This window comes from Massilia sp. CCM 8734, from assembly GCF_011682155.1.
GTDB lineage: Bacteria > Pseudomonadota > Gammaproteobacteria > Burkholderiales > Burkholderiaceae_D > Telluria_A > Telluria_A rubra.
Genome location: NZ_WHJI01000011.1, coordinates 16,510 through 41,410, shown reverse-complemented (window position 1 = coordinate 41,410; position 24,901 = coordinate 16,510). Strand labels below are relative to the sequence as shown.

Annotated in this window: 22 protein-coding genes; 8 read left to right on the top strand and 14 right to left on the bottom strand. The window is 63.8% G+C overall.

All coding sequences use genetic code 11. The features are described from left to right. Positions 1–3: 3 nt before the first annotated feature. The gene (locus tag F2P46_RS12365; RefSeq protein WP_166889550.1) at positions 4–1,692 is read right to left on the bottom strand and encodes an alkaline phosphatase D family protein; all 1,689 of its coding nucleotides are present in this window, start codon (positions 1,690–1,692) and stop codon (positions 4–6) included. Between the two features lie 175 nt (positions 1,693–1,867). On the opposite strand from F2P46_RS12365, the gene F2P46_RS12360 reads away from it, so the two are divergent. From F2P46_RS12360 to F2P46_RS12350, 3 genes are all read left to right on the top strand, one after another. Then, entirely contained in the window at positions 1,868–2,926 is a 1,059-nt protein-coding gene (locus F2P46_RS12360; RefSeq protein WP_166889921.1) for a 3-deoxy-7-phosphoheptulonate synthase, read from the top strand. Between the two features lie 95 nt (positions 2,927–3,021). Then, entirely contained in the window at positions 3,022–4,062 is a 1,041-nt protein-coding gene (gene tsaD / locus F2P46_RS12355; RefSeq protein ID WP_166889547.1) for a tRNA (adenosine(37)-N6)-threonylcarbamoyltransferase complex transferase subunit TsaD, read from the top strand. A 107-nt stretch (positions 4,063–4,169) separates the two neighbouring features. Further along, on the top strand, positions 4,170–5,015 hold the full coding sequence (locus F2P46_RS12350) for an endonuclease/exonuclease/phosphatase family protein (protein WP_166889543.1): 846 nt from the start codon (positions 4,170–4,172) through the stop codon (positions 5,013–5,015). Between the two features lie 22 nt (positions 5,016–5,037). Here F2P46_RS12350 and F2P46_RS12345 read toward each other — a convergent pair whose 3' ends face one another. From F2P46_RS12345 to plsY, 6 genes are all read right to left on the bottom strand, one after another. Then, positions 5,038–5,835, bottom strand: coding sequence for an ABC transporter ATP-binding protein (locus tag F2P46_RS12345; RefSeq protein WP_166889540.1), 798 nt, complete (start codon positions 5,833–5,835; stop codon positions 5,038–5,040). Position 5,836: 1 nt separating this feature from the next. After that, positions 5,837–6,724, bottom strand: a complete 888-nt coding sequence (gene ntrB, locus F2P46_RS12340; RefSeq protein WP_229509248.1) for a nitrate ABC transporter permease — start codon at positions 6,722–6,724, stop codon at positions 5,837–5,839. Between the two features lie 26 nt (positions 6,725–6,750). Next, positions 6,751–7,989 carry a CmpA/NrtA family ABC transporter substrate-binding protein gene (locus F2P46_RS12335; protein ID WP_166889535.1) on the bottom strand — a complete coding sequence of 413 codons (1,239 nt, stop codon included), beginning with the start codon at positions 7,987–7,989 and terminating at the stop codon, positions 6,751–6,753. Between the two features lie 201 nt (positions 7,990–8,190). Beyond that, on the bottom strand, positions 8,191–8,481 hold the full coding sequence (locus F2P46_RS12330; RefSeq protein WP_166889534.1) for a DUF427 domain-containing protein: 291 nt from the start codon (positions 8,479–8,481) through the stop codon (positions 8,191–8,193). Between the two features lies 1 nt (position 8,482). Beyond that, positions 8,483–9,157, bottom strand: coding sequence for a DsbA family oxidoreductase (locus F2P46_RS12325; RefSeq protein ID WP_166889918.1), 675 nt, complete (start codon positions 9,155–9,157; stop codon positions 8,483–8,485). A gap of 224 nt (positions 9,158–9,381) precedes the next feature. Beyond that, positions 9,382–9,999 (bottom strand): glycerol-3-phosphate 1-O-acyltransferase PlsY, encoded by a 618-nt coding sequence (plsY, locus tag F2P46_RS12320; RefSeq protein ID WP_166889532.1) that lies wholly within the window; start codon positions 9,997–9,999, stop codon positions 9,382–9,384. 289 nt (positions 10,000–10,288) lie between these two features. Here plsY and F2P46_RS12315 point away from each other — a divergent pair, with 289 nt between their 5' ends. Further along, positions 10,289–11,530: a TerD family protein gene (locus tag F2P46_RS12315; protein ID WP_166889530.1), complete on the top strand. Its 1,242-nt coding sequence runs from the start codon at positions 10,289–10,291 to the stop codon at positions 11,528–11,530. Positions 11,531–11,568: 38 nt separating this feature from the next. Here F2P46_RS12315 and F2P46_RS12310 read toward each other — a convergent pair whose 3' ends face one another. Next, entirely contained in the window at positions 11,569–12,060 is a 492-nt protein-coding gene (locus F2P46_RS12310; RefSeq protein ID WP_166889528.1) for an aminoacyl-tRNA deacylase, read from the bottom strand. 38 nt (positions 12,061–12,098) lie between these two features. Here F2P46_RS12310 and F2P46_RS12305 point away from each other — a divergent pair, with 38 nt between their 5' ends. Beyond that, positions 12,099–13,073 (top strand): endonuclease/exonuclease/phosphatase family protein, encoded by a 975-nt coding sequence (locus F2P46_RS12305; RefSeq protein ID WP_166889527.1) that lies wholly within the window; start codon positions 12,099–12,101, stop codon positions 13,071–13,073. Here the strand turns inward: F2P46_RS12305 and F2P46_RS12300 are convergent. Beyond that, the gene (locus tag F2P46_RS12300; protein ID WP_166889525.1) at positions 13,054–15,534 is read right to left on the bottom strand and encodes an EAL domain-containing protein; all 2,481 of its coding nucleotides are present in this window, start codon (positions 15,532–15,534) and stop codon (positions 13,054–13,056) included. The genes F2P46_RS12305 and F2P46_RS12300 overlap by 20 nt on opposite strands. A gap of 340 nt (positions 15,535–15,874) precedes the next feature. On the opposite strand from F2P46_RS12300, the gene F2P46_RS12295 reads away from it, so the two are divergent. The 3 genes from F2P46_RS12295 to F2P46_RS12285 all read left to right on the top strand — a co-directional run bounded on the left by F2P46_RS12295 (position 15,875) and on the right by F2P46_RS12285 (position 20,779). Continuing rightward, a complete protein-coding gene (locus F2P46_RS12295) occupies positions 15,875–17,095 on the top strand; it encodes an efflux RND transporter periplasmic adaptor subunit (RefSeq protein ID WP_166889522.1) in 1,221 nt (406 codons plus the stop codon). Positions 17,096–17,099: 4 nt separating this feature from the next. Beyond that, complete coding sequence (locus F2P46_RS12290) at positions 17,100–20,225, top strand: efflux RND transporter permease subunit (protein ID WP_166889519.1); 3,126 nt, start codon at positions 17,100–17,102, stop codon at positions 20,223–20,225. A gap of 95 nt (positions 20,226–20,320) precedes the next feature. Further along, positions 20,321–20,779, top strand: a complete 459-nt coding sequence (locus F2P46_RS12285) for a nuclear transport factor 2 family protein (RefSeq protein ID WP_166889515.1) — start codon at positions 20,321–20,323, stop codon at positions 20,777–20,779. A gap of 95 nt (positions 20,780–20,874) precedes the next feature. On the opposite strand, the gene F2P46_RS12280 is transcribed toward F2P46_RS12285, so the two are convergent. From F2P46_RS12280 to F2P46_RS12260, 5 genes are all read right to left on the bottom strand, one after another. Continuing rightward, a complete protein-coding gene (locus F2P46_RS12280; RefSeq protein WP_166889512.1) occupies positions 20,875–21,039 on the bottom strand; it encodes a hypothetical protein in 165 nt (54 codons plus the stop codon). A 238-nt stretch (positions 21,040–21,277) separates the two neighbouring features. Beyond that, positions 21,278–22,183 (bottom strand): site-specific tyrosine recombinase XerD, encoded by a 906-nt coding sequence (xerD, locus tag F2P46_RS12275; RefSeq protein ID WP_166889510.1) that lies wholly within the window; start codon positions 22,181–22,183, stop codon positions 21,278–21,280. Next, positions 22,156–22,656 (bottom strand): methylated-DNA--[protein]-cysteine S-methyltransferase, encoded by a 501-nt coding sequence (locus F2P46_RS12270; protein WP_229509247.1) that lies wholly within the window; start codon positions 22,654–22,656, stop codon positions 22,156–22,158. The genes xerD and F2P46_RS12270 overlap by 28 nt, the downstream gene beginning before the upstream one ends. A 338-nt stretch (positions 22,657–22,994) precedes the next feature. Further along, entirely contained in the window at positions 22,995–24,275 is a 1,281-nt protein-coding gene (locus tag F2P46_RS12265) for a TRAP transporter large permease subunit (RefSeq protein WP_166889507.1), read from the bottom strand. Further along, entirely contained in the window at positions 24,272–24,841 is a 570-nt protein-coding gene (locus tag F2P46_RS12260) for a TRAP transporter small permease (protein WP_166889505.1), read from the bottom strand. The genes F2P46_RS12265 and F2P46_RS12260 overlap by 4 nt, the downstream gene beginning before the upstream one ends. Positions 24,842–24,901: the final 60 nt, after the last annotated feature.

Below are 24,901 nucleotides of genomic sequence, written 5' to 3'. Positions count from 1 at the left end.
GCGTTATGCTGCGATCAGCTTGCGGTTGGCGGCGCCCGGCAGCGTCTTGAGGACCTTGCCTGGCACGACCGTGTAGCTGGTCGACTTGACCGTGCTCACAAAACGGTACTCGGCGCGCGCCTCTAGCGGCGTCACCGACACCACCATGAAGCCGCGCGACTTCGTTTCCGCGTACACCAGCGGCCCGATGATCTGTTCCAGGCCCGCCGCCACCAGCGCCGGATCTTCGTTCTTGAAAATCTCCTCGAAACCCGGCGAGGTCACCGACGACACTCCGAACTCCACCCCGACCGCCTGCCCGTTCATGTCGGCCAGGTCGCTGGCCCACGCGTTGTGCGTGTCGCCGGCCAGCACCACCAGGTTCTTGTTCAGCGCTTTGGCGGTGGCCAGCACAGTTTCGCGCGCGGCCTGGTAGCCGTCCCACGCATCGAGGTTGTATGGCACCGATGGCTGGGCCAGGATCTGCTGTTCGGCCGCGCTCAAGCTGGCCGGCGCGGTCTTCGCCTTTGCCAGCAGCGCAACGTAGGCGCCGAAGCCGATTGCGCCCAGCACCAGCGGCGCCGGCAGGTTCATGCGCGCCATCAGCACCTGCTGGCCCAGCATCTGCCAGGTGGCGCCCGACTTGGTCATCTGGCCTTTGAGCCAGGCGGTTTGGTCGGCGCCCATCAGCTGGCGCGCCGGGTTGCCCGCATCGGCCGCGAAGGCGGCGCCGTTGAACGCGCCGCCAGCGCCGACGTAGCTTGGGTAAGCGAGCTGTTTGTCGCGCCCGATCACGCGCGTGTCGAGCATGTGCAGCGACAGCAGGTTGCCAAAGTCGAAGGAACGGTAGATGCGATCGGGCTTGCTGGCGTCCGGCAGGCGGATCGGCATCCACTCGTTGTAGGCCTGGATCGCCATCTGGCGGCGTGCCAGGAACAAGCCTTCGGTGGCCGGGTCGTGGTTCTCCGCGCCTTCGCGCCAGGTGTCGTTGGCCAGTTCGTGATCGTCCCACACGGTGATGAAGGGCATGCGCGCGTGCAGCGCCTGCAGGTCCTTGTCGGCGCGGTACTGGGCATAGCGGCGCCGGTAGTCGCTCAGGGTAATGATTTCGTTGGCCGGCACCGACACGCGGCCCATCGCCTCGGCGTCCTTGGCGGCGTAACCGTCCTTGGCGTATTCGTAGATATAGTCGCCCAAATGGATGGCGGCGTCGATGTCGTTCAGTTTTGCCGCTTCTGCGTAGACGTGGAAGTAGCCGGCCGGGTAGTTGGTGCAGCTGAACACCGCCAGTTTGACCTGCGCCAGGTTGCCGCTGCCAATCGTCTTGGTGCGGCCGACCGGCGAGACCACGCCGTATGCCACGAAGCGGTAGTAATAGGCGCGGTTGGCGGCCAGCCCGGTCACGTCGACCTTGACGGTGTAGTCCCGCGCCGGGTTGGTAGCGGTGCTGCCTTTGGCGGCGATGACGGCGAAGTTGCTGTCTTCGGAGAGCTCCCAACTGACGTCGATCTCGCCGCTGGCGGTGGTGCCGATGCGGGTCCAGACGATGACGCGGTCGCTCAGCGGATCGCCGCTGGCGACGCCGTGCGCGAAGCGGACATCGATGTCGCCGCCATCGCTGCCGCCGCAGCCGGCCAATGCGACGCCGGACGCCGCGACGGTCCCGAGCGAGAGGTTGCGAAGGAACTTGCGGCGCGAATTCGGTTGGGTCATGACAGCTCGTGATAGGCAGTTGAGAAGCCGGCAAGCTTAAACGGGCGACATGACTCGTTGATGACACGCACCGTCGCAATCGGGCCGGCTTTTGATGCAGCTTGTGCAAGAGCGCCCGATTCGGGCTAAACTCCCGTATCCACGCCGAAAAACACGAGAAAAAGCAGCCTTCATGATTACTACTCCAGACATCGAAAATACCAACGTCACCTCGTTCGCGACCATGCCGACCCCGGAAGAGCTGCACAAGCGCCTTCCCCTGACCGACAGCGCGTTCGCCACGGTCATGCAGGGCCGCGCCGCCCTGCGCGACATCATCGACCGCAAGGACAAGCGCCTGTTCGTCGTCGTCGGCCCGTGCTCGATCCACGACCCGGTGGCCGGCATCGACTATGCGCACCGCCTCAAGGCGCTGCAGGCCGAAGTGGCCGACACCATGCTGCTGGTGATGCGTGTATATTTCGAAAAACCGCGCACCACGACCGGCTGGAAGGGCTATATCAACGACCCGCACATGGACGATTCCTTCCGGGTCGACGAAGGCATGGAAAAGGCGCGCCGCTTCCTGCTGGACGTCTGCGAAATGGGCCTGCCCACCGCCACCGAAGCGCTGGACCCGATCTCGCCGCAGTACCTGGGCGACCTGATCGCCTGGACCGCGATCGGCGCGCGCACCACCGAATCGCAGACGCACCGCGAGATGTCGTCGGGTTTGTCGACACCGGTCGGTTTCAAGAACGGCACCGATGGCGACATCAGCATCGCGATCAACGCCATTTTGTCGTCGGCGCATCCGCACTCGTTCCTGGGCATCAACGGTCAGGGCACGGTGTCGATCGTGCGCACTAGCGGCAACGCCTACGGGCACGTGGTGCTGCGCGGCGGCGATGGACGTCCGAATTACGATTCAGTGTCGATCGCGATTGCGGAGCAAGCGCTGGAAAAAGCCAAGCTGCCGGCCAACCTGGTAGTCGACTGCTCGCATGCGAACAGCTACAAGAAGCCGGAGTTGCAGCCGCTGGTGATGTCGGACGTGGTGCAGCAGATCCGGCACGGGAACAAGTCGCTGGTGGGCGTGATGATCGAGTCGAATATCGTCGGCGGCAACCAGAAGATTCCGGCGGATCTGACGCAGTTGAAGTATGGTTGTTCGGTGACCGACGGCTGCATCGATTGGGATGCCACCGAGAAAATGCTGCGCGCCGCGCACGCGGAGCTGTTGCAGCGGCCTTAAAGCCAAGCCCCCTCAGAGCCGTCGTTCCCGCCTGCGCGGGAACGACGGGGCAGTGCTTTACAATGGCGCATTCCCTCTTATCTTCCGTACCCTCCATGATTGTTCTCGGCGTCGAATCCTCCTGCGATGAAACCGGCCTTGCGTTGTACGACACGCAACGCGGCTTGCTCTCCCACGCCCTGCATTCGCAGGTCGCCATGCACGAAGAATATGGCGGCGTGGTGCCGGAACTGGCCTCGCGCGACCATATCCGGCGCGCCATCCCGCTGCTCGAAGAAACCCTCTCGCGCGCCGGCGTGGCCATGGCCGACATCGACGCCATCGCCTACACCCAGGGCCCGGGCCTGGCCGGTGCGCTGCTGGTCGGCTCGTCGATCGCGTGCAGCCTCGCGCTGGCGCTCGACAAACCGGTGCTCGGCGTGCACCACCTCGAAGGCCACCTGCTCTCGCCGCTGCTGGCAAGCGATCCGCCGCAGTTCCCCTTCATCGCGCTGCTCGTTTCGGGTGGCCATACGCAGCTGATGCGGGTCGATGGCGTCGGCCAGTACACCCTGCTCGGCGAAACCCTAGACGACGCGGCCGGCGAGGCGTTCGACAAGTCGGCCAAGCTGCTCGGCCTGGGCTACCCCGGCGGCCCGGCGATTTCACGCCTGGCCGAATTCGGCGATCCGCTGGCCTACAAGCTGCCGCGTCCCATGCTGCACTCGAAAGACTTCAACTTCAGCTTCTCGGGCCTGAAAACGGCCGTGCTGACGGTGGTGAAGAACCACGAAGAAAAAGTCATCGCCAATATCTGCGAACAGGACAAGGCCAACATCGCGCGCGGCTTCGTCGACGCCATCGTCGATGTCTTGACCGCCAAGTGCGTCAGCGCGCTGCGCCATACGGGCCTCAAACGGCTGGTGATCGCCGGCGGCGTGGGCGCCAACTCGCAGCTGCGCGCCTCGCTCAATGCGGCGGCGTCGGCCAAAAAATTCCGCGTGTTCTATCCGGAGCTGGAATTTTGCACCGATAACGGCGCCATGATCGCCTTTGCCGGCGCCATGCGCCTGCAAATCAACCCCGACGCGGCCACGCGCGACTACGGCTTCAATGTGCGCCCGCGCTGGCCGCTCGACGAAATCAAGGTGGTCTGACAAACACCCGCGCCGGGAACCTTCGGCGCGGATGCCGATCCTACCGTGTACCGTATTTTCCCAAAGAATGGCACACTCGCCCGGTTCTGTTTTTCCGGAGGTGCTGTATGCGTGTTGTTAGCTGGAATATTCACTGGGGTTGCGGCAAGGATGGCAGGATCCGCATCCACGCCATCATCGATGTGTTGCGCAAATTAAATCCCGATGTGATTTGCCTGCAAGAAGTTGCGTCAAATCATGCTGAGCTCGAAGGCAACGCGACATCCAACCAATTCCGCCAGTTGGCGGGCGCCTTCGGTGGCTACCAGCCGGTGATCGAACCGACCAGCGAAATCTACCAGAACAACCTGCCGCGCCAGTTCGGCAATATGTTGCTCTCCAAATACCGCATCAACCAGGTACACCGCTACCTGCTGCCGTGGCCGCCCGATCCGAACAGTCCGGCCGGCATGCCGCGCGGGCTGATCGAAGCCGTCATCGACGCCCCCGGCGGCAAGGTGCGCGTGCTGACCACGCACCTGGAATTTTACTCGCCGCTGCAGCGCATGGCGCAGGTGCGGCATCTCAAATACCTGCATTGGGAAGCGTGCGAACGGGCGCGCATCTTTCAACCGGACCCGACCATGGATTCGCCCTACCAGCTCGGTTTCCGCCCCGGTTCCGCGATCTATTGCGGCGACTTCAACTTCACGCCCGATTCGCCCGACTACCAGGAATTGATCGCGCCCGACGATAGCATCGCGCTGCCGCTGGTGGACGCCTGGCGCCTGCGCCATCCAGAGATCGCGCGCGCGCCCACCGCCGGCTTGCATGGCTTCAAGTGGCCGGAGCGGGCCGATTGCTTCGACTACTTTTTCGTCACGAACGATCTGGCGCAACGCGTGACCGAGGTGGAAGTGCAGTCGGAAACGGCGGCCTCGGACCATCAACCGATCGTGCTCGATATCGCCTGACAGGCTGCGGCGCCGCCCTGCCCTACGCCGCCTGCGGCCGTGCCTGGCGCTGATACAAAAACGCCAGCACGCACGTGCGGTAGTCCATGTACTGCCGGTCATGCGCCAGCGCCAGCCGCTCGCGCGGGCGCGCCAGCGCTACCCGCACGATGTCGCCGATGGTGGCGGCCGGCCCGTTGCTCATCATCACGATGCGGTCCGACAGCAGCACCGCCTCGTCCACGTCGTGGGTCACCATCACCACGGTGGAACCGGTGCTGGCCACGATGCGCAGCAATTCATCTTGCAGGTGCGCGCGCGTGAGGGCGTCGAGCGCGCCGAAGGGCTCGTCCATCAGCAGCACCTTCGGCTCCATCGACAGCGCGCGGGCGATGCCGACGCGCTGCTTCATGCCGCCCGAAATTTCGTTCGGCCGCTTGCGGGCCGCCGCGCCCAGGCCCACCAGCGCCAGCGCCGCCGTGGTGCGCTCGCGCATCTGGCTGCCTGACTCCTTGCTCGCGAACACGCGCTCGACCGCCAGGTACACATTCTCGAAGCAGCTCAGCCATGGCAGCAGCGAGTGATTCTGGAACACCACGCCGCGCTCGGGCGATGGTCCGGCAATCTCGCGCCCGGCGCAGATCAGGACGCCGTCGGTAGCCTTGGTCAAGCCCGCCAGCAGGTTAAGCAGGGTCGACTTGCCGCAACCCGAGTGGCCGATCAGGGTGACGAACTCGCCCTGCGCCACCGTCAGGTTGACGTTGCTGAGCGCGTGAAAGCGACCCTTGCGGGTGTCGAACACCATCTCGGCGTGCTGCACTTCAATGAATTTCTTGTTCATGTCAGGTCCCCGCTTCGTCGTAGGTAAAGGCCTTGGCCAGCGTCACCAGGGCAAGTTCGAGCACCAGCCCGACCACGCCGATGACGACGATGGCGATGATGATGTGCGGCACGTTCAGGTTGTTCCACTCGTCCCACACCCAGAAACCGATGCCGACGCCGCCGGTCAGCATCTCGGCCGCGACGATCACCAGCCAGGCGGTGCCGATGGCCAGGCGCACGCCGGTCAGCATGTGCGGCAACACCGAGGGCAGCAAGATCCTGGTGAAAATTTTCCACTCCGACAGTTGCAGCACGCGCGCCACGTTCATGTAGTCCTGCGGCACGCGCTGCACGCCGCTAGCGGTGTTGACGATCATCGGCCAGATCGAGCAGATGAAGATCGACCAGATCGCCGCCGGATCGGCCGACTTGAACACCAGCAAGCCAATCGGCAGCCAGGCCAACGGCGAGACCGGCTTGAGCAGGCTGATGATCGGGTTGAACATGCCCGCCAGAAAGCTGAAACGCCCGATCAGGAAGCCGAGCGGAATCCCGACCGCCGCCGCCAAGCCGAAACCGAGCGCCACCCGCTTGAGCGAGGCCAGGATATTCCAGCCGATGCCCTGGTCGTTGGGGCCGTTGCGGTAGAACGGGTCGGCGAACATGCGCAGCGCTTCGGCGAAGGTGACGGCGGGCGAAGGAAAACTGCTGTTGTTGAGCGACAAAATCTGCCACAGCAGCACCAGCAGGCCCAGTCCCAGCAGCGGCGGCAGCACGGCCAGGAAGAAGGCGCGCAGAGGCGGCTTTCCGTGGCTCAATATCACGCCCTGGCTGGCGAGGCGCTCGCTGCGCGCACGTTTTTCCGGCGTGGGCGCGGCCAGCGGAGCGGCGGCGTTCATCGATTCCATTACGGCACTCATCATGGGCTCCCGGTTCAGGCTTTGATCTTGAAGGAATCGGCGTAGGCTTTGGGATTCTTGCCATCCCAAACCGTTCCGTCGACCATTTTTACCGTGCGCAGCGGCGATGTCGGCACGCTTACTTTGGCCATGGCGGCGGCCTCGCTGTACAGCGCGATCTGGTTGACCCTGGTGGCGGTGGCCAGGTAATCGGGCTCGGTCTTGAGCAAGCCCCAGCGCTTGTGCTGGGTCATGAACCACATGCCGTCCGACAAATACGGATAGTTGACCACGCCGTCGTTGTAGAACTTCATGCAGTTCGGATCGTCCCAGGTCTTGCCCAGGCCGTTCTGGTAGCGCCCCAGGATGCGCTGGTTGATCACATCGACCGAGGTGTTCACGTAAGACTTGTCGGCGATGGTGGCGGCCATCCTGGTCTTGTTGACGAGGCCGGCGTCGATCCACTTGCTCGCCTCCAGCACGGCGGCGATCAGGGCGCGCGCGCTGTTCGGGTATTTTGTGGCCCACTCGAGCGTCGTACCGAGGGTTTTTTCGGGATGGTCTTTCCAGATGTCCTGGGTGGTGGCGGCGGTGATGCCGACCCCATCCACGATGGCGCGGTGGTTCCACGGTTCGCCCACGCAGAAGCCGTCCATATTGCCGACCCGCATATTGGCCACCATCTGCGGCGGCGGCACGGTGATCACCTTGGCATCCTTGAGCGGGTTGATGCCGTAGGTGGCCAGCCAGTAGTACAGCCACATGGCGTGGGTGCCGGTCGGAAAAGTCTGGGCGAAGGCATACTCGCGCTTGTCCGTTTGCATCAACTTGGCGAGGGAGGCGCCGTCCACGCCGCCTTTGTCGGCCACTTTTTTGGAGAGGGTGATGGCCTGGCCGTTGTGGTTCAGGTTCATCAGGACCGCCATGTCCTTTCTGGCGCCGCCCACGCCCATCTGGACACCATACAGCAGGCCATAGAGCACGTGCGCGGCGTCGAGTTCGCCGTTGACCAGTTTGTCGCGTACGCTGGCCCAGGACGATTCCTTGCTCAGGACGATCTTGATGCCGTATTTTTTATCGAAGCCGAGCACCGAGGCCATGACCACGGAGGCGCAGTCGGTCAGGGGGATGAAGCCGACCTTGATCTCTTCTTTTTCGGGTTTGTCGGAACCGGCGGCGAACACGCCGCCGCTGGCAAGGCCGGTCAACGAGACGGCGGCGCCAGCCTTGAGAAGGGTGCGGCGGGTCAGCTTGGTGGTGCGGTCGGTGGTCATGGTTCCCTCGTTTGGCAAGCGAGGCGCGGACGTGCGCCCTTACCAACAGCACAGCAAGCGGCGTGCCAGCGGGAAACGAGAGTGAGGGAGAGGGAATTTAACGGCAGGAGGCGCCGCGATGGGGGTTTTGGGCACCGTTATTGTGCGGCGCACCAAAACGGGAAGCCGCTTCCGGCAATGCCGGAGACGACGGTTTTCAGGTCAACGCTGAACGGTCACGCCCTTCCAGAACGCCACATGCCCCGCAATCTGCCTGGCCGCATCGAACGGCGCGCGGTAGGTCCACACCGCGTCGCGATTGGTTTCCCCATCGACCAGCAAACTGAAATAGTTCGCCGTCCCCTTCCACGGGCACTTGGTCTCGGTCGCGCTCGGCTGCAAATATTCCTGCTTTACCGCCGACATCGGGAAATACACATTGTTTTCAACGATCTGCACGTGCTCATCCGATGCTTCGGCAATCACGGCGCCGTTCCAGCTGGCTGTTGGCATCTTATTGCTCCGTTGAAGTGACGTTGTCTGTCGATTCGGCCGCGATCTGGCGCAGCGCCTGTTCGAACACGTCCGGCGGCTGTCCGCCGGAAATCAAATGACGGTCGTTGATGATGATCGCCGGCACCGAATGGATGCCCTGCCGCTGGTAGAACTGCTCGCGCTCGCGCACCTCGGCGGCATACGCGCCGCTGGCGAGCACCTCGGCCGCCGCCGCCGCGTCCAGGCCCACTTCGCCCGCCACCCGCGCCAGCACGGCATGATCGCCCGGGCTGTCGCCCTTGGTGAAGTAAGCTTCGAACAAGGCCATTTTCAGTTCGCGCTGGCGCCCCTGCTGCTCGGCCCAGTGCAGCAAACGGTGCGCGTCGAAGGTGTTGTAGATGCGGCTGCGCGCACCCATGTCGAAGGTAAAGCCCAGCTCGGCCCCGCGTGCGCGGATCATCTCGCGCGTCTGCGCGCCCTGCTCCGGCGTGGCGCCGTATTTTTCGCTCAGGTGTTCGCCGATATCCTGGCCTTCGGCCACCATGCGCGGATTGAGTTCAAACGGTTGGAAGTGCAGTTCGGCGCTGGCCACGCCGTCCAGGCGGCCAATCGCCTGTTCCAGCGACTTCAGGCCAATCACGCACCAGGGGCAGGAGATGTCGGATACAAAATCAATTTTCAGCTTGGTCACCAGGGGCTCCTGTCAGTCGGGCGTTCCATTCTAGCAGCCTGTCGGACTTGGGATCGTCGGCTGCAAAAATACCTGGGACGGTCCATATTTCGCCGCTTTCTCGGCCAATAGCTCGCTATTGGCACTGCGAAATCGTCAAAATATGGCCTCGCCCAGCTATTTTTTCGCTTCGACTCCCCAAGTCCGACAGGCTGCTAGCCCCAAGCGGCGCAAGCGACTTGCACACCCTATTTTTTGGCCTCGCCCGATTTGCTGCCGATCTTGCTTTCCTTGCCGGCCATCAAGTTGGCGATGTTCTGGTTGTGGCGGTACAGCAGCAGCGAACTCATCGCCAGGACGGCGAAAAACAGTTCATTGATGCCGAACATGACCCCGAAATACAGCGGTGAGAACACCGACGCCACCAGCGCCGCCAGCGACGAATAACGGAAGGTGTAAGCCACCGCCAGCCACACCAGCGCGGTGGCCAGGCCCAGCCAGATGTTGATCCCGAGCAGCACGCCGAGCGCGGTCGCCACGCCCTTGCCGCCCACGAAGCGGAAAAACACCGGCCACAGGTGCCCCAGGAACACCGCAATGGCCACCAGCGCGATGCCGGCCGTGCCCACGCCAAACTTGGGCGCCAGCAAAATCGCCAGCCACACCGCGAACCAACCTTTGGCGGCGTCGCCGATCAGGGTGGCGATCGCCGCGCCCTTGTTACCGCTGCGCAGCACGTTGGTCGCGCCCGGGTTTTTGGAACCGTAGGTGCGCGGGTCCGACAGGCCGTACACGCGGCTCATCACCACGGCGAAGGAAATCGAGCCGATCAGGTAGGCGACGATGGCGAAAATTGCTGTATTCATATTGTCTCTCGTGTTGTGAACAGGCGCCACGCGCCGGGCGTGAATATACACCATAGTCGCGGCCCGATCACCCCCGGCCGGGACGCATGCCCGCGCCAACCTCGCTTCCACCCCGCCGGCAGTTGGCGCGCAGCGACACCGGGACGCTGCACGGATCGCATGCATATTGCGCAAAAGAAACGACGATCCGTGCAATATTGGCTTCTTTGCACGCTATAATTCCCGCATGCAGCGCCAGCTCACCGCCACAAGGCGTGACCGTTGGCGCCACCACTTTTTGAGGATGAAGATGAACGAGATAGGACGCGGACAAAAAGGGAAGCTGGCCGACATAGGCTGCTCCGGCCCCTTCACCGTCACAGTGGAGATGGCGCCGGCCGGGCTGGTGATCGACGTTGCCTGCTTCGGGCTGGACGCCAACAGCCGCCTGTCGGACGAGCGCTTCATGATCTTTTTCAACCAGAAGGCCAGTCCCGCCGATGCCGTCAAGTACGACACGCGCGGCGACGCCAGCATCTTTGCGATCGACCTGGCCAGGCTGCCGGCCAGCATCGAGCGCTTGGTGTTCGCCGCCTCCATCGATGGCGAGGGCGACATGAAGCGCCTCGGGCAAAGCGCGATGACCCTGGGTTCGGCGCGCTTCGGTTTTTCCGGGGCCGATTTCGACACCGAAAAGGCGGTCATCGTCGGTGAACTGTATCTGCGCGACGGCGCCTGGCGCTACGGCGCCGTGGGCCAGGGCTTTGCCGGCGGCCTGTCGGCCCTGCTCGCCCATTACGGCGGCGCGGAAGATACCGGCGCCAAGGCCCCGGCGGCTCCGGTGGCTCCGGCGGCTCCCAGGGTGTCGCTGTCCAAGGTCACCCTGACCAAGCCCAGCGAGCGGCATGTGGTCTCGCTGGTCAAAGGCGCGGGCGCGCCCGCCAAGCTGGTGGTGCGCGCCACCTGGCAGGACAACGGCGACAACAATAGCGGCAACGACGACCTCGACCTGCGCGTCGGCCTGCTGCTGCCCGATGGCCGCATGAAATTCATCACCGCGCCCGACCGTTCCGGCGCCTTCGACAGCGCGCCCTATGTGCACCACATGGGCGACGTCCAGCTTGCCTCCGCCAAACAACCGGCCACCGAAACGGTCGAAGTCAATCCGGCCGTGGCCCAGCTCTCGGGCGGACGGGTGGCGCTGGTGTTCAGCGTCTACTCGGCGCTGGGCAATGGTTCGGTCTCGGTGGCCTCGCTCAAGCCGATTATGCGCATGGAGTACGGCGAGCAAGTGGTCGAATGCGCCTTCGACTTCAACGGCAGCCCGGCGGCCGGCAACAGCAGCGTGTACACCTACGTGATCGGCACCGCCATCATCGACGGCGACCAGATCTCGCTGGGGCCGTCGGGCCAGACCTCGGAGCCGGGCAGCGAGAATACGCCCTGGCTGCAATGGGACGGCGAGCGCGTGCGCGTCACCATGGACGGCCCGATGGTGTTCAAAGGGAAACACAACAGCGGCTTCAACGGCAGCTCGTACAGATACTCCTGACGGCCCGCACCGAACAGGGACCAGCGCGGCCGGGCGCCCTATTCTTCCAGCGCGCAACTGACCGCGCGCGCCGCCAGCAGCGTCACCAGCACCTGCGGCGCGATGCCGACCAGGTAGCCGCGCCGCCCGCCATTGATATAAATCTTTTCCAGCGCCAGGATGCCTTGCTCCACATACACCGGCAAGGCCTTCCTGGTGCCGAACGGCGAGGTGCCGCCGATCTGGTAGCCGGAATGGCGCTGCGCCACCTCCGGCTTGCACGGCTCGACCGACTTGCAGGGAATCGCGCGCGCCAGGTTCTTGGTCGACACCTTGCAGTCGCCGTGCATCAGCACGATCAGCGGCTTGGCCGCCTCGTCCTGCATCACCAGCGTCTTGACCACCGTATGTTCGGGCACGCCGAGCTCGCGCGCCGACACCGAGGTGCCGCCATGTTCTTCGTACGGATACGGGTGTTCTGAAAAATCGACCCGGTGCTTGCGCAGGAACTGCGTCGCCGGTGTTTCGGAAATATGCTCTTTCTTGGCCATGCGTGATACGCTAAACGTTCAATGAGGAGTTTCTTATTATGCAGCAAGAAATTCGCTTTGCCACGTTTAACCTGTACAACCTCGCCCCACCGGGCGTGAAGCTGTACGACAATCTCTTGCCCTCCACCCCGGAGGAGTACGAGGCCAAGCTGGACTGGACCGCGCGCCAGATCGACCTGCTCGACGCCGACGTGATCGGTTTCCAGGAGATCTTTTCGCAAGCCGCCCTGCTTGACGCGCTGGCGCGCACCCGCCGCTACCGCAACGCCTTTCACGTCGGCTTCGATCCCGATCCGGCCGCCGAACGCCTCACGCCGAGCGTGGCGCTGGTGTCGCGCCTGCCGCTGGCCGCGCCCGGCGTGGCGCACCTGGCATTTCCCGAGGGTGTGGCGCTGCCGCCCGGCAGCCGCGAGGCCGACCGCTTTTCGCGCGCCGTGATCCATGCGCCGGTGATCGTCTCGCCCGACTGCACGGTCGATGTGGTGGTGGTGCACCTCAAGTCCAAGCGCCCCGACTACCGCAATGGCGACAATAGCGAAGATGCGCAACTGTACGCGCTGGCCTGCCTGCGCTCGCTGATCCGGCGCGGCACCGAGGCCGCCGCCCTGCGCGTGTTCCTGAGTCAATTAGCCAAGGAAAAACGCCGTCCGCGCGTGGTGCTGGGCGACTTCAACGACGTGGCCGACGCGGTGACCACCATGCTCGTGCTGGGCAACGGCAACACCCTGGGCGACCGCATGTTCGACGCCTACCAGTTGCAGCAGCGGCAAGACCATCTGCGCCATGTGGGTTTTTCCATCGTGCACGACAGCCACTACACGACCATCGACCACATCCTGGTGTCGGAAGAATTCAACGCTGCCTTGCCCAACGCCATCGGCGAAGTGGTGGACGTGGTCTACCTGAACGACCACGTGGTGCTGGAGCTGCCCGAGGCGTCCGACCACGGCCAGGTGCTGGCGCGCATCCGCCTGTTCGACGGCCCGCGCGGGTTTAACGAGGGCGCGGCTTGAGGTCCGGCTCGGTCGAAGCCATGCTGGCGTAATAGCCCTGGTAATCGTCGCAGCCGTGCTGCTGCAAGAACATCAGCTGCTCGGCCGTCTCGACCCCCTCGGCGATCACGCGCAGCTTGAGGCTGCGCGCCACCGCGATGATGGCGGGAATCAGGTTGGCCGTGGTATCGTACTCGGGAATCTCGTCCACGAAGGAGCGGTCGATCTTGAGCTTGGTCAACGGGTAGCGGCGCAAGAAGTTCAGGCTCGAATAGCCGGTGCCGAAGTCGTCGATCGTCAGTTGCACCCCACGCTCGCGCAGGGCGGCGACGGTGGCCACGGTCGCCTCGTCGCCGCGCATGATGACGCTTTCGGTGATTTCCAGGTCGAGGAACTCGGGCGCCAGCCCGGACAGGCGCAGCGCTTCATCGACGCTGTGCACCAGCCCGCCGTGCAGGAACTGCGCGCCCGACAAATTGACCGCCACCACCACCGGACAGCCTTCATCGCGCCACGCGCGCGCCTGCGAACAGGCTTGGCGCAGCACCCACTCGCCGATCGGCACCATCAGCCCGCATTCTTCGGCCACGGGAATGAACTGGTGCGGCATGAGCAGCCCGCGCTGCGGATGGCGCCAGCGCAGCAGCGCTTCGACGCCGATGGTCAGGCCTGTGGCGATGTTGACCTCGGGCTGGTATTCGAGCAAAAACTCCTCGTTCGACAGCGCGTGCCGCAATTCGTTCTCGATCTGCACCCGCTCGATGACATGCGCGTTCATGTCGGCGTTGAAAAAACTGAAGGCGTTGCGCCCGTTCTGCTTGGCGTGATACATGGCCACGTCGGCATGTCGCAACAGGGTATCAACGTCGAGCCCGTCGTCCGGGCAGATCGCGATGCCGATCGAGACCGACAGGCTGATCGTGTGGCCATTGCTGCGCACCGGCTGCGCCACCGCGCGCATGACGCTGGTGGCCACGTGGGCGGCCTGGTCGACCCCGCCGATGTCGGCCAGGATCACCACGAACTCGTCGCCGCCCTGGCGGCTGACCGTATCGACCCCGCGCACGCAGCCGGTCAGGCGCGTGGCCACTTCCTTGAGCACGGCGTCGCCCACGTGGTGGCCGAAACTGTCGTTGATACCCTTGAAGCGGTCCAGGTCGAGGAACATGACCGCCACCTTGTTGTGCTGGCGCCGCGCCGACACCAGCGCCTGCTGCAGGCGGTCGAGGAACAGCACGCGGTTCGGCAGGTCGGTCAGGAAGTCGTGTTCGGCCAGGTGGCGGGTCTGTTCCTCGGCACGCTTGCGCTCGGTAATGTCGGTCATGATCGCCATGTAATTGGAGACCTGCTCGGCGCTGTCGCGGATCGCCGTGACCGCCACCCACACCGGGTAATCGTCGTCCTCGCGCCGCACGCAGCAGACCTCGCCTTCCCAGTGGTCGTGCACGGCGACAAAATCCCAGATCTGCTGGTAGAACGCGGGTTCGTGCATGCCCGAACGCAAGCCCGGCACTTCGCCGCCCATCACCTCGCCCGCCTCGATGCCGCTCAAGGTGGTGAACGCCTGGTTGACGGCGATGACCCGGTAATGGCGGTCGGTGATCAGGATGGCGTCGCGCGAATTTTCGAACACGCGCGCCGCCATGGCCAGCGCATGCTCGGCCGCCTTGCGCGGGGAAATGTCGCGCAGCACCGCGTAGGACAGGAATTCGTGGTCCAGGGTGACCGAGGTGAGCAGCACTTCGGCCCAGATATGGGTGCCGTCCGCCAGGCAAAATTCCCACTCGTAGCGATAGTTGCCGTCGATGAAAGCGTGCGCCGTCAGGGCGGCGTCGGCCACCACCGAGGTTTCGCCGGTGGCCTGCACCTCGGGCGAAAAATCGAGCAGGGTCTTGCCGACCAGGTCTTGCTGGCCGCCGCAGCGGAACAGCGCCACGGCGGCCGGATTGACATCGACGATGCTGTTGCCCTTGATGAGCACGATGGCGTCGGTCGAACGTTCGAACAACTGGCGGAAGTTCGTACCCGCCTCGATCAGCTCGGCCTCGTCGACCTTGCGCTTGCTGATGTCGACTTCCATGCAGAACAATTGCTGCGTCACGCCGTCGCGCAGCACCGGGAAGTGGGTCGAATACAGCCAGCGCTCGGCGCCGTCGAGGCGCCGGATGCGCCAGTCGCGCGGCGGCGCCGTGCGCCCGGTCTTCCACACCGATTCGAGGGTGTTTTTGAAGTCTTCCTCGCGCTCCAGGTGCGAGGCCAGGCTGGTCAGGGGACGCCCGACCGCCTCGGCGGCGGAAACGCCGAACACGTCGGCGCAGGTATGGTTCCAGTAGCGCACGATGCCGTTGCGGTCGGTACTATGCACGGCCACCGTCGGCGCCAGTTCAAGGGCAGCGACGAAGCGGTACAGGACGTCGAGCGCTTCGCGTCCCGGTCCTTCCGGCTCGATACTGCCCGCTTCGGCAGGTTTGTTGGCACTCACGGTAATCCCTTCATCTCATTGGTCAAGGCCGGCGGCTGGCCGGTCCGTATCGTGAATAGTAGTTAGACCCATTCTGACCACGCGGGTTCGGTTCCTTTTGCGCGCACGCAAAGCCAAGGCCGGGAGAATTGTTTCTTATCCGCAAAATTTGCGCTTTGTCGGGTTTTTTTGCAGTTCGTCGTGCCGGAATGGCGGTCTGTCGCATTCGGCGTGCGCGCGCGGCGCGCATTTTCTATAGTGACAACATGCGCACCTGCCTCCATCCCGCACCCGGGACGGAGCGGCGGCGCTCCCGAACCGCCTCCAGCCACCCGTCCGACCAGAAGAAGACCAAGCCACCATGAAACTCGAGACCTTGCCCAGCGCGCCGGCCCAGATTCCCCTTCGCAAGCCACGCTGGCGCGCCCCCGCGCTCGGCGTACTGGTCGTCGCCGCCAGCGCCGGCGCCTGGTTCGCCCTGGCCGGCCCCAAGCCGGCCGAGGCCACCGCAACACCGGCGGCCAAGGCCGAGCCGGTGTACGAACTGGCGCGCGCCGACGTGGCGGCGGTTGCTAGCGCCGCCCTGAGCGTGAACATGCCGCTGTCCGGCTCGCTGGCGCCGCTGACCCAGGCCACCGTCAAGTCCAAGGTTTCCGGCCAGGTGCTGGAAACGACCGTGCAGGAAGGCATGAACGTGGCCGCCGGGCAGGTCCTGGCGCGCCTCGACCAGGCCGACCAGAAAGCGCGCCTGGCGCAGCAGCAAGCCGCGCTCGACGAGGCCAGCGCGCGCCTGTCGATGGCCACCAAGAACAATGCCAACAGCGGCGCTTTGCTGGCGCAAAAATACATTTCGCAAAACGCTTACGACACCACCGACAACAGCGTGGCGCTGGCGCGCGCCAGCGTGCGCGCGGCCCAGGCCCAGGTCGACCTGGCGCGCATCGCCTTGAACGACACGGTCATCCGCGCGCCGCTGGCCGGGGTGGTCAGCAAGCGCCACGTGCAGGCGGGCGACAAGCTCTCGCCCGACATGCCGGCGTTTTCCATCGTCAACCTGAGGCAATTGACGCTCGAGGCGCAGGTGCCGGCCTCCGACATTCCTCGTGTAAAAATCGGCCATGAAGTGAACTTCCGGGTCGACGGCTATCCGGCCCGCACCTTTACCGGCAAGGTGACGCGCATCAACCCGACCACCGAAACCGGTTCGCGCGCGATGCTGGTCTATATCAGTGTCGACAATGCCGACAGCGCCCTGCGCGGCGGCATGTTCGCCAAGGGATCGATCACCACGCAAAAGTCCGCCGTGCGCCCGCTGCTGCCTTTCGCGGCCCTGCGCAAGGACAAGGAGAAGGACGTGGTCTACGTGGTCGAAGCCGGCAAGGTGGTCTCGCGCCCGGTCACCCTGGGCCTGCGCAACGAAGATGAAGGCATGGTCGAAGTGACCGAAGGGATCGAACCGGGCGCGCGCGTGATCACCGCCAGGTTAGATGCGGTCAAGCCGGGCAGCCAGGTCAAGCTCAGCGAGCCGGCCGCCACCGCCGCCAACACGGCGCCAGCGGCCCCCGCCGCCCCGAAAGGCTGACACCATGTGGATCACAACAACCAGTATCAAGAATCCGGTGTTCGCCACGATGGTGATGGTGGCGCTGGTCGTGCTCGGCCTGTTCTCGTACCGCCGGCTGGGGGTGGAAAGCATGCCCAATGTCGCCATTCCGGTGGCCTACGTGCAGGTCAACTACCCCGGCGCCTCGCCCGAGCAGGTCGAGAACGACATCACCCGTCCGCTCGAAGACGCCATCAACACCGTCAGCGGCGTGAAGAAAATCCGCAGCAATTCCTGGGAAGGCCGGGCCGGGGTGCAGGTCGAATTCCACCTGTCGACCAATATGGACAAGGCCATGACCGACATGCGCGACAAGATCGGGCTGGCGCGCCCCGGATTTCCGAAGGAAGCCAAGGAACCGTTCATCGCCCGTGAAGAAGGCGACAACAGCCGCGCCATCGTCGAACTGTCGCTCATGTCCGACACCCGCAAGCTGCGCGAACTGTCGACCCTGACCGAGCAAGTCATCACCAAGCGCCTGCAAGGCGTGGCCGGCGTCGGCCAGGTGCGCGTGCACGGCACCACCAACCGCCAGATCCTGGTGCACATCCGGCCCGATGGCCTGACCAGCCAGAACATCGGCGTGGACGAAGTGCTGCGCGCGATCCAGAGCACCAACACCAATCTGCCGGCCGGCAATATCGCGTATGGCGCGGCCGAACGGCTGGTGCGCATCGAAGGCAAGATCAAGGATGCGCGCGGTTTTAACAAGATTATCGTGGCGCGCCGCGCCAGCGGCCCGGTGTACCTCGACCAGGTGGCCGATGTGATCGACGGCGAGCAGGAAGAATCCTCGATCTCGCGCATCAACGGCAAGCGCGCCATCACGCTCGAAGTGACCAAGATCCAGGACGCCAACGTGGTCGAAGTGGGCACCGCAGTCAAGAAGGCGGTGACGGCGCTCGGCACCACCTTGCCGGCCGATATACACCTCGCCATCGTCGAAGACCAGTCCGAGCGCGTGCAAAAGCAGCTCGACAACGTCAAGCGCACCATCGTGGAAGGCGCGCTGCTGACCATGCTGATCGTGTTCCTGTTCTTGCACTCGTGGCGCAGCACCATCATCACCGGGTTGACGTTGCCGATTTCGGTGATGGCCAGCTTCATCGCCATGAAGTTCTTCGGTTTCACGCTCAACTTCCTCACGCTCATGGCCCTGTCGCTGTGCATCGGCCTGTTGATCGACGACGCCATCGTGGTGCGTGAAAACATCGTGCGCCACCTCGGCATGGGCAAGAGCCACCACCAGGCCGCCAACGACGGCACCAACGAAATCGGGCTGGCGGTGATGGCCACCACGTTTGCGATCGTGGCCGTGTTCGTGCCGGTCGCTTTCATGGAAGGCATCATCGGACGCTTCTTCCTGCAGTTCGGGATCACGGTGGCGGTGGCGGTGATGGTGTCGCTGTTCGTCAGCTTCACGCTCGACCCGATGCTCTCGTCGGTGTGGCGCGACCCGGTCAAGGACCGTTTCAAGTACCTGCCCTGGCTCGGGCGCGGCATGGAGAGAATCGAGCATGGCATCGAACGCCTGCACCTCTGGTACGGCAAGGTGCTGGAACTGGCGCTGCGCTGGCGCAAGGCCACCCTGGCGCTGGCCGCCGCCCTGTTTGTCGGCAGCCTGGCCTTGACCCCGCTGATCGGCGGCGAGATGTTCCCGGAAACCGACGACGGCTATATCCACATGGAGTTCAAGGCCCCGGTCGGGTCGAGCCTGGAATACACCGACCAGAAGATGCAGCAGGTCGAAGCGGCGCTCAAGGAGTTCAAGGACATCGATAGCGCGATCACCACCGTGGGCACCGACAACGGACGCCACACGGCCCAGATGAACCTGAAACTGACAGACCGGAACAAGACCCGCCGGCGCTCGCAGAAGGAAGTCGAACGCCTGATCCGCGAGCGCCTGCAAGCGGTCGCCGGGATCACCATGTCGGTCGGCTGGAAGCCGATCTTCATCGCGATCCTGGGCCAGGATGAAGCCAAGCTCGACGCCGTGGCGCACCAGTTGATGGACAAGATGCGCGCCATCAAGGGCATCGCCGACCTGGAATACAGCCAGGAAGGGGCCAACCCGGCCACCATCGTCAAGATCAACAACGAACTGGCCAGCGACCTGGGGCTGTCGACCCAGCAGATCGGGCTGGCGCTGCGGCCCTTCGTGGCGGGCGACCAGATCAGCCGCTGGCTGGCGCCGGACGGACAGAATTACGACGTCAACGTGCAGTTGCCCAAGTCGGGACGCCAGAAGGTGGCCGACCTGGCCGACCTGTCGGTGGCCTCGACCAAGCGCGATGCCGATGGCAATCCGGTGATGGTGCCGCTGCGCCAGGTGGTCGAATTCGTGCCGTCGACCAGCCCCCAGGTGCTCAAGCGCCAGGCGCTGGAACGGCGGGTGGCGATCTACGCCAGCGCCGAAGGGCGTCCGACCGGCGACGTGGACGGCGACGTCAAGCTGGCCATGAAGAGCATCACGCTGCCCGACGGCGTGCGTTTCGACGTCGGCGGCGACGCCGAGCAGATGGCCGAAACCATGGGCGCGGCCGGGGCGGCGCTGGGGATCGCGGTGATCTTCATCTACCTGGTGCTGGCCTCGCAGTTCGGCAGCTTCCTGCAGCCAATCGCGATCATGGTGTCGCTGCCCTTGTCGATGATCGGGGTGCTGATTGCCCTGCTGGTGACGGGCAGCACCCTGAATATTTTCTCGGTGATCGGGATTGTGATGCTGATGGGGCTGGTGACCAAGAACGCGATCTTGCTGGTCGACTTCACCAATCACGGCCAGCGCGAGGGCAAGAACCAGCACGATGCGATCCTGGAAGCGGGGCAAGTGCGCCTGCGGCCGATCCTGATGACGACCCTGGCGATGATCTTCGGGATGCTGCCGATGGCGATCGGCATGGGCGACGGCGGCGAATCGCAGGCGCCGATGGGACGCGCGGTAATCGGCGGGGTGATTACCTCAACCCTGCTGACCTTGGTGGTGGTGCCGGTGGCGTACACCTACCTCGACAGCCTGGGCAAGCGCGCGGCGCGCTGGTTCAAGGGTGATCAAAAGGACGAGCACGAGGGCCGGCATGAAGAAGACAAGGTCGCGCTCGGCGTTTGACCAGCCGCGCCATTTTTGAATCGCAACACGCGTCGATGGCATGGGGACCGGTTTGAGGTTCCCATGCGCGTCGCGCCTGCCAACGAAGGATACCCATGCAACGCTCTTTACTGTTTTTGCTGTGCGCAGCAGCGCCGCTGATGGCGCAGGCGGCCGATGCCACCGATAATGCCTTGATCGAGCGCGCGGTGCGCGACTATATCGAGTCGCAACACGAGGCCGATCCGGCGCGCATGGAACGCGGCCTCGATCCCAAGCTCGCCAAGCGCACCTACTGGCAGGCGGCCGACGGCACGGAATTCATCATGCAGACCGATTTCGACGCCATGGTCAAGGTCGCCAAGACCTACAACCGGGACGGGAGCAAATTTCCGGCGCAGCCGCGGGTGGACATCAAGATCCTCGATGTCGACCAGCGTGTGGCAACCGTCAAGCTGAGCGCCGACGAGTGGATCGACTATATGCACCTGTACAAGAACCAGCGCAGCGAGTGGAAGATCGTCAATGTGCTCTGGCAGTACCATGACACCGCACGCCAGGTGAACAAAAAGTAGGTTTGCCGGCCGCTTGCCGAGGCGCTGCGCCGGCTGCCGGTCCCGGCGCGAACCTGGCCGGACCTGCCTGCGCCAGTGGCCGGGAGAGGCCTTGCCTATTCCGGCTTCGCTTCCTCGGCGTCATCGTCATCCGGCGCCTCATTGTCTTCACCGCCAGGCGTCGTTTTGGCTTCCAGCTTGCGCTTGGCCTTCTCGTCCGCCTTTTTCTTTTTTTCTAATTCCCTCTGCCGCTTTTCGTACTGGAAATTAGTTTTAGCCATGGATCACCTCTTGGGTTATAAAAGAAAGGGGGGGGTAGTAAGTTAAGTAAGTGCACATAAATTCTTGTAATTTCCAGCTTCCATAAGCGGCGCCTTGCTGTGTTGCCCACCGCTAGCAGTGCTCGCACTGCGTCGCGGCGTGCGCCTTGCCAGGCATCCGCTTCTGTTCGCTAGAAATCACAATAATTTCTGCACACTTACTTAGCATTATGACGCAGTTATGCGTTCGGCATTTGAATTAACCACGTGGGTGATGCTCGGCGTGCAGTCGCTTCATGCGCTCGCGCGCAACATGGGTGTAAATCTGGGTCGTTGAAATATCGGCATGCCCCAGCAGAAGTTGCACAACCCGCAAGTCGGCCCCGTGATTGAGCAAATGCGTGGCGAACGCGTGGCGCAAGGTGTGCGGCGACAAGGGCGCCGTGATCCCCGCCGTGCCCGCATGCTTCTTGATCAGGATCCAGAACATCTGGCGCGTCATCGGTCCCCCGCGCCCGGTCACGAACAGCGCATCGTCCACCTGGCCGTTCAGGATGACGCCACGCGCGTCTTTCAGGTAGCGCTCGATCCACCGGCGCGCTTCCTGGCCAAATGGCACCAGCCGCGTTTTACTGCCCTTGCCGGTGATGCGCAGCACGCCATCGTTCAGGCTCAGCTCCATCATTTTCAAGGTCACCAGCTCCGACACCCGCAGGCCGCTCGCATACATCACTTCGAGCATGGTGCGCTCGCGCAGCCCGAGCGGGGTGCTCACGTCGGGCGCCTGCAGCAAGGCTTCCACCTGCGCTTCGGTCAGGGTATGCACGAAACGCTGCGGCTGCTTGGCCGACGCCATCTGCAAACACGGATCGGCCGTGACATCCTTGTTGCGCAGCGCCAGCTGGTAAAAGCGCTTGAGCACCGACAGGCGCCGGTTGGCCGTGCTCGGCTTGGACTCGGCATGGCGGTCGGAAAAATACGCTTCCAGCTCGCTGGCGCCGACCGCGTGCAGGCTGGCCAGCGCCGGGCGCGTCACTTCGAGCCAGCGCGCGAACAGGCGCAGGTCGCGCCGGTAGGCGTCGATCGAATTCTTGGCCAGGCCCTGCTCGAGCCACAGCTGGTCGCAGAAGGCGTCGATCAGTTGAAGATTGATTGCTGTTGCCATGGTCCCTTGCCGGCCCCTTCGTGCGCGAGCAGCCAGCGCTTGACGCCCAGGTGGAAACCATTTTCATCGTCATGGTTCGAAAAGCCGCCCAGCCCGCCCGCGGCGGTGACCCGGTGGCACGGAATGATGATCGGAAACCAGTTGGCGCCGCACGCCTGCCCCACCGCGCGCGGGGCCGAGCCGATGTGTTTGGCGACCTGGCCGTACGTGCGCACGGTGCCGCGCGGGATCGACGCGATCGCTTCCCACACCTTGCGCTGGAAGACGCTGCCGGCCTCCAGCAACGGCAAACTGAAGCGGAAATCGGGATCGCGCAGGTATTGCCCGACCTGCTGCGCGGCCAGCGCGGCGACCGGGTCAAGCGCCTCTTTCGCACCGAAATGGGGCGGCAGGTACACCAGTTCGCGCACGCGGCCCGCGTCGGTGCGGATGCCGACCGCGCCGAAGGGCGCCTCCACGATGGCGGAAAACATGTGCTCTGCTTGAGGGTTCATACACGAGAGTATATGCCGAGACGGCGTCAAACCAATCCGCCGCGCTTTCGGGCAGACGAAAAAAAAACGCACCTCGCGGTGCGTTCCAAACTTTATTCACGTTCCCGGCTGTTTGGACATGCCAACAGCATTCTGTAAAACGCGTGTCTCCTCGATATTTCTCCGGTATGGACTACCGTTTCTTCTATCTTCCCACTCCCCCAACCTGCAATCCGTTCGCCCCCATCCGCACCAGTATGGTGCTGGATCGGTGCCCATCATAACTTATTTGATTTAAGAAAATGTGGCTTTTTTTTCACGGTGGGGGAAAATATATTTCACTTGTAAATTAAATTAGGCAGCCACAGCGAGATCTGTGGTACGTAGGTCACGATCACCAGGAAGCCGAGCATCGTCAACAGCCACGGCATCACCGCCACCGTCAATTCCGAAATGCCCATCTTGGTAATGCCCGAGGCCACGTACAGATTGAGCCCGACCGGTGGATGGCACATGCCCACTTCCATGTTGACGATGATCAGGATGCCGAAGTGCACCGGATCGATGCCCAGCTTCATCGCCACCGGGAACAGGATCGGCGCCATGATCAGGACGATCGACGACGGTTCCATCACGTTGCCCGCCAACAGCAGCAAGATATTGACCACCAGCAGGAAGCTGACCACGCCCAGGCCCTGGCCGGTAATCCAGGCGGCCATCGCTTGCGGAATGCCTTCGCTGGTCATCAGGAAGGAGAACAGCATCGCGTTGGTGATGATGTACAGCAGCATGGCCGACATCGAGGCCGAATCGAGCAGCACCTTGGCCACTTGCTTGAGCTTTAAGTCCTTGTAGACGAACACGGCGATGATGAAGGCGTACACCGCCGCCATCGCGGCCGCTTCGGTCGGGGTGAACTTGCCCGAATAAATCCCGCCCATCACGATGACGATCAGCAGCAAGCCCCAGGCGCTCTTGCGGAAGGCCAGCCAGCGCTCGCCCCAGCTCGCCTTAGGCATGCGCGGATAGTTATGCTTGCGCGCCAGGAACCAGGTGGTCAGGCCCAGCAGGCTGGCCAGCATGATGCCCGGCACCACGCCGGCCATGAACAGCTGGCCGACCGAGGTATTCGTGGTGACCGAATACATCACCATCACGATCGATGGCGGAATCAAGATCCCGAGCGCGCCCGAGGTGGTAACGACGCCGGCGCCGAAGCCGCGCGGATAGCCCTGGCGCACCATGGCCGGCAGGATGATCGAGCCGATCGCCACCACCGTGGCCGGGCTGGAACCGGATACCGCCGCGAACAGCGCGCACGCCACCACGCCGCCCAATGCCAGGCCGCCGTGCCAGTGGCCGACCATCGCCGTGGCGAAGTTGATCATGCGCCGCGCCACCCCGCCGTGCGTGAGGAAATTGCCCGCCAAAATGAAGAACGGAATCGCCATGATTTCGAACTTCTCGATGCCGGTAAACAGCTTGAGCGCGACCGACTGGATCGGCACGTCGGTCATGGTGAACAGGAAGGTCAGGACGGTCAGGCCGAGCGAGATCGAAATCGGCATGCCCGTGAGCATCAGGACGATCAGCAGGCTGAAGATGATGAGGGCGCTCATGCGGCACCGCCTTTCGCTGCGGCGATCTCGTCTTCCAGGCCTTCGACATGGCCGTGGTCATGCTTGGGCAGCTCGCCGGTGCGGATGAAATGCACGGCCACCTGGATGAAGCGGAAGCACATCAGGTAGGACCCGAGCGGCACCGCCAGGTACACCAGCCACATCGGCACTTCGAGGTCGGACGAGGTCTGGTCGGTGTGCGCCATGTGCCAGACGAAATTGGCGCCCAGGGTGCCGACGATGGCGGTAAAGGTCGCCCCGGCCAAGAGGCCGAACACGATGAACTTGTTGCGCCACGGGGTGTCCAGGCGGTTGATCAGCACATCGATGCCGACGTGGATGCCGGTGCGCACGCCGTAGGCCGCGCCGAACTTGGCCATCCAGACGAACATGTAGATGCACAGTTCCTGGGCCCAGCTGGTATTGACTTGAATCAGCCAGTCCTGCACCACGGGAATGGGCAGGCCGGACAGGTAGCGGTGGACCACCGCGACGAACACAACGAGCGTGGCTGCGCCCATCAGGCTCGCAATGATCCACTCTTCCAGATGGTCGAGAAATTTCATGTCGAATCCTTATGTTGAATCTGTAAATCAAGGAAAGGGAATGGAGAAATGCGTGCGGGC

Excerpts from the sequence above, each read along its gene's own strand:
- F2P46_RS12365 (WP_166889550.1), bottom strand. The coding sequence starts at position 1,692 with ATGACCCAACCGAATTCGCGCCGCAAGTTCCTTCGCAACCTCTCGCTC.
- tsaD (WP_166889547.1), top strand. The coding sequence starts at position 3,022 with ATGATTGTTCTCGGCGTCGAATCCTCCTGCGATGAAACCGGCCTTGCG.
- F2P46_RS12350 (WP_166889543.1), top strand. The coding sequence starts at position 4,170 with ATGCGTGTTGTTAGCTGGAATATTCACTGGGGTTGCGGCAAGGATGGC.
- F2P46_RS12345 (WP_166889540.1), bottom strand. The coding sequence starts at position 5,835 with ATGAACAAGAAATTCATTGAAGTGCAGCACGCCGAGATGGTGTTCGAC.
- ntrB (WP_229509248.1), bottom strand. The coding sequence starts at position 6,724 with ATGGAATCGATGAACGCCGCCGCTCCGCTGGCCGCGCCCACGCCGGAA.
- F2P46_RS12335 (WP_166889535.1), bottom strand. The coding sequence starts at position 7,989 with ATGACCACCGACCGCACCACCAAGCTGACCCGCCGCACCCTTCTCAAG.
- F2P46_RS12330 (WP_166889534.1), bottom strand. The coding sequence starts at position 8,481 with ATGCCAACAGCCAGCTGGAACGGCGCCGTGATTGCCGAAGCATCGGAT.
- plsY (WP_166889532.1), bottom strand. The coding sequence starts at position 9,999 with ATGAATACAGCAATTTTCGCCATCGTCGCCTACCTGATCGGCTCGATT.
- F2P46_RS12315 (WP_166889530.1), top strand. The coding sequence starts at position 10,289 with ATGAACGAGATAGGACGCGGACAAAAAGGGAAGCTGGCCGACATAGGC.
- F2P46_RS12310 (WP_166889528.1), bottom strand. The coding sequence starts at position 12,060 with ATGGCCAAGAAAGAGCATATTTCCGAAACACCGGCGACGCAGTTCCTG.
- F2P46_RS12305 (WP_166889527.1), top strand. The coding sequence starts at position 12,099 with ATGCAGCAAGAAATTCGCTTTGCCACGTTTAACCTGTACAACCTCGCC.
- F2P46_RS12295 (WP_166889522.1), top strand. The coding sequence starts at position 15,875 with ATGAAACTCGAGACCTTGCCCAGCGCGCCGGCCCAGATTCCCCTTCGC.
- F2P46_RS12290 (WP_166889519.1), top strand. The coding sequence starts at position 17,100 with ATGTGGATCACAACAACCAGTATCAAGAATCCGGTGTTCGCCACGATG.
- F2P46_RS12285 (WP_166889515.1), top strand. The coding sequence starts at position 20,321 with ATGCAACGCTCTTTACTGTTTTTGCTGTGCGCAGCAGCGCCGCTGATG.
- F2P46_RS12280 (WP_166889512.1), bottom strand. The coding sequence starts at position 21,039 with ATGGCTAAAACTAATTTCCAGTACGAAAAGCGGCAGAGGGAATTAGAA.
- xerD (WP_166889510.1), bottom strand. The coding sequence starts at position 22,183 with ATGGCAACAGCAATCAATCTTCAACTGATCGACGCCTTCTGCGACCAG.
- F2P46_RS12270 (WP_229509247.1), bottom strand. The coding sequence starts at position 22,656 with ATGTTTTCCGCCATCGTGGAGGCGCCCTTCGGCGCGGTCGGCATCCGC.
- F2P46_RS12265 (WP_166889507.1), bottom strand. The coding sequence starts at position 24,275 with ATGAGCGCCCTCATCATCTTCAGCCTGCTGATCGTCCTGATGCTCACG.
- F2P46_RS12260 (WP_166889505.1), bottom strand. The coding sequence starts at position 24,841 with ATGAAATTTCTCGACCATCTGGAAGAGTGGATCATTGCGAGCCTGATG.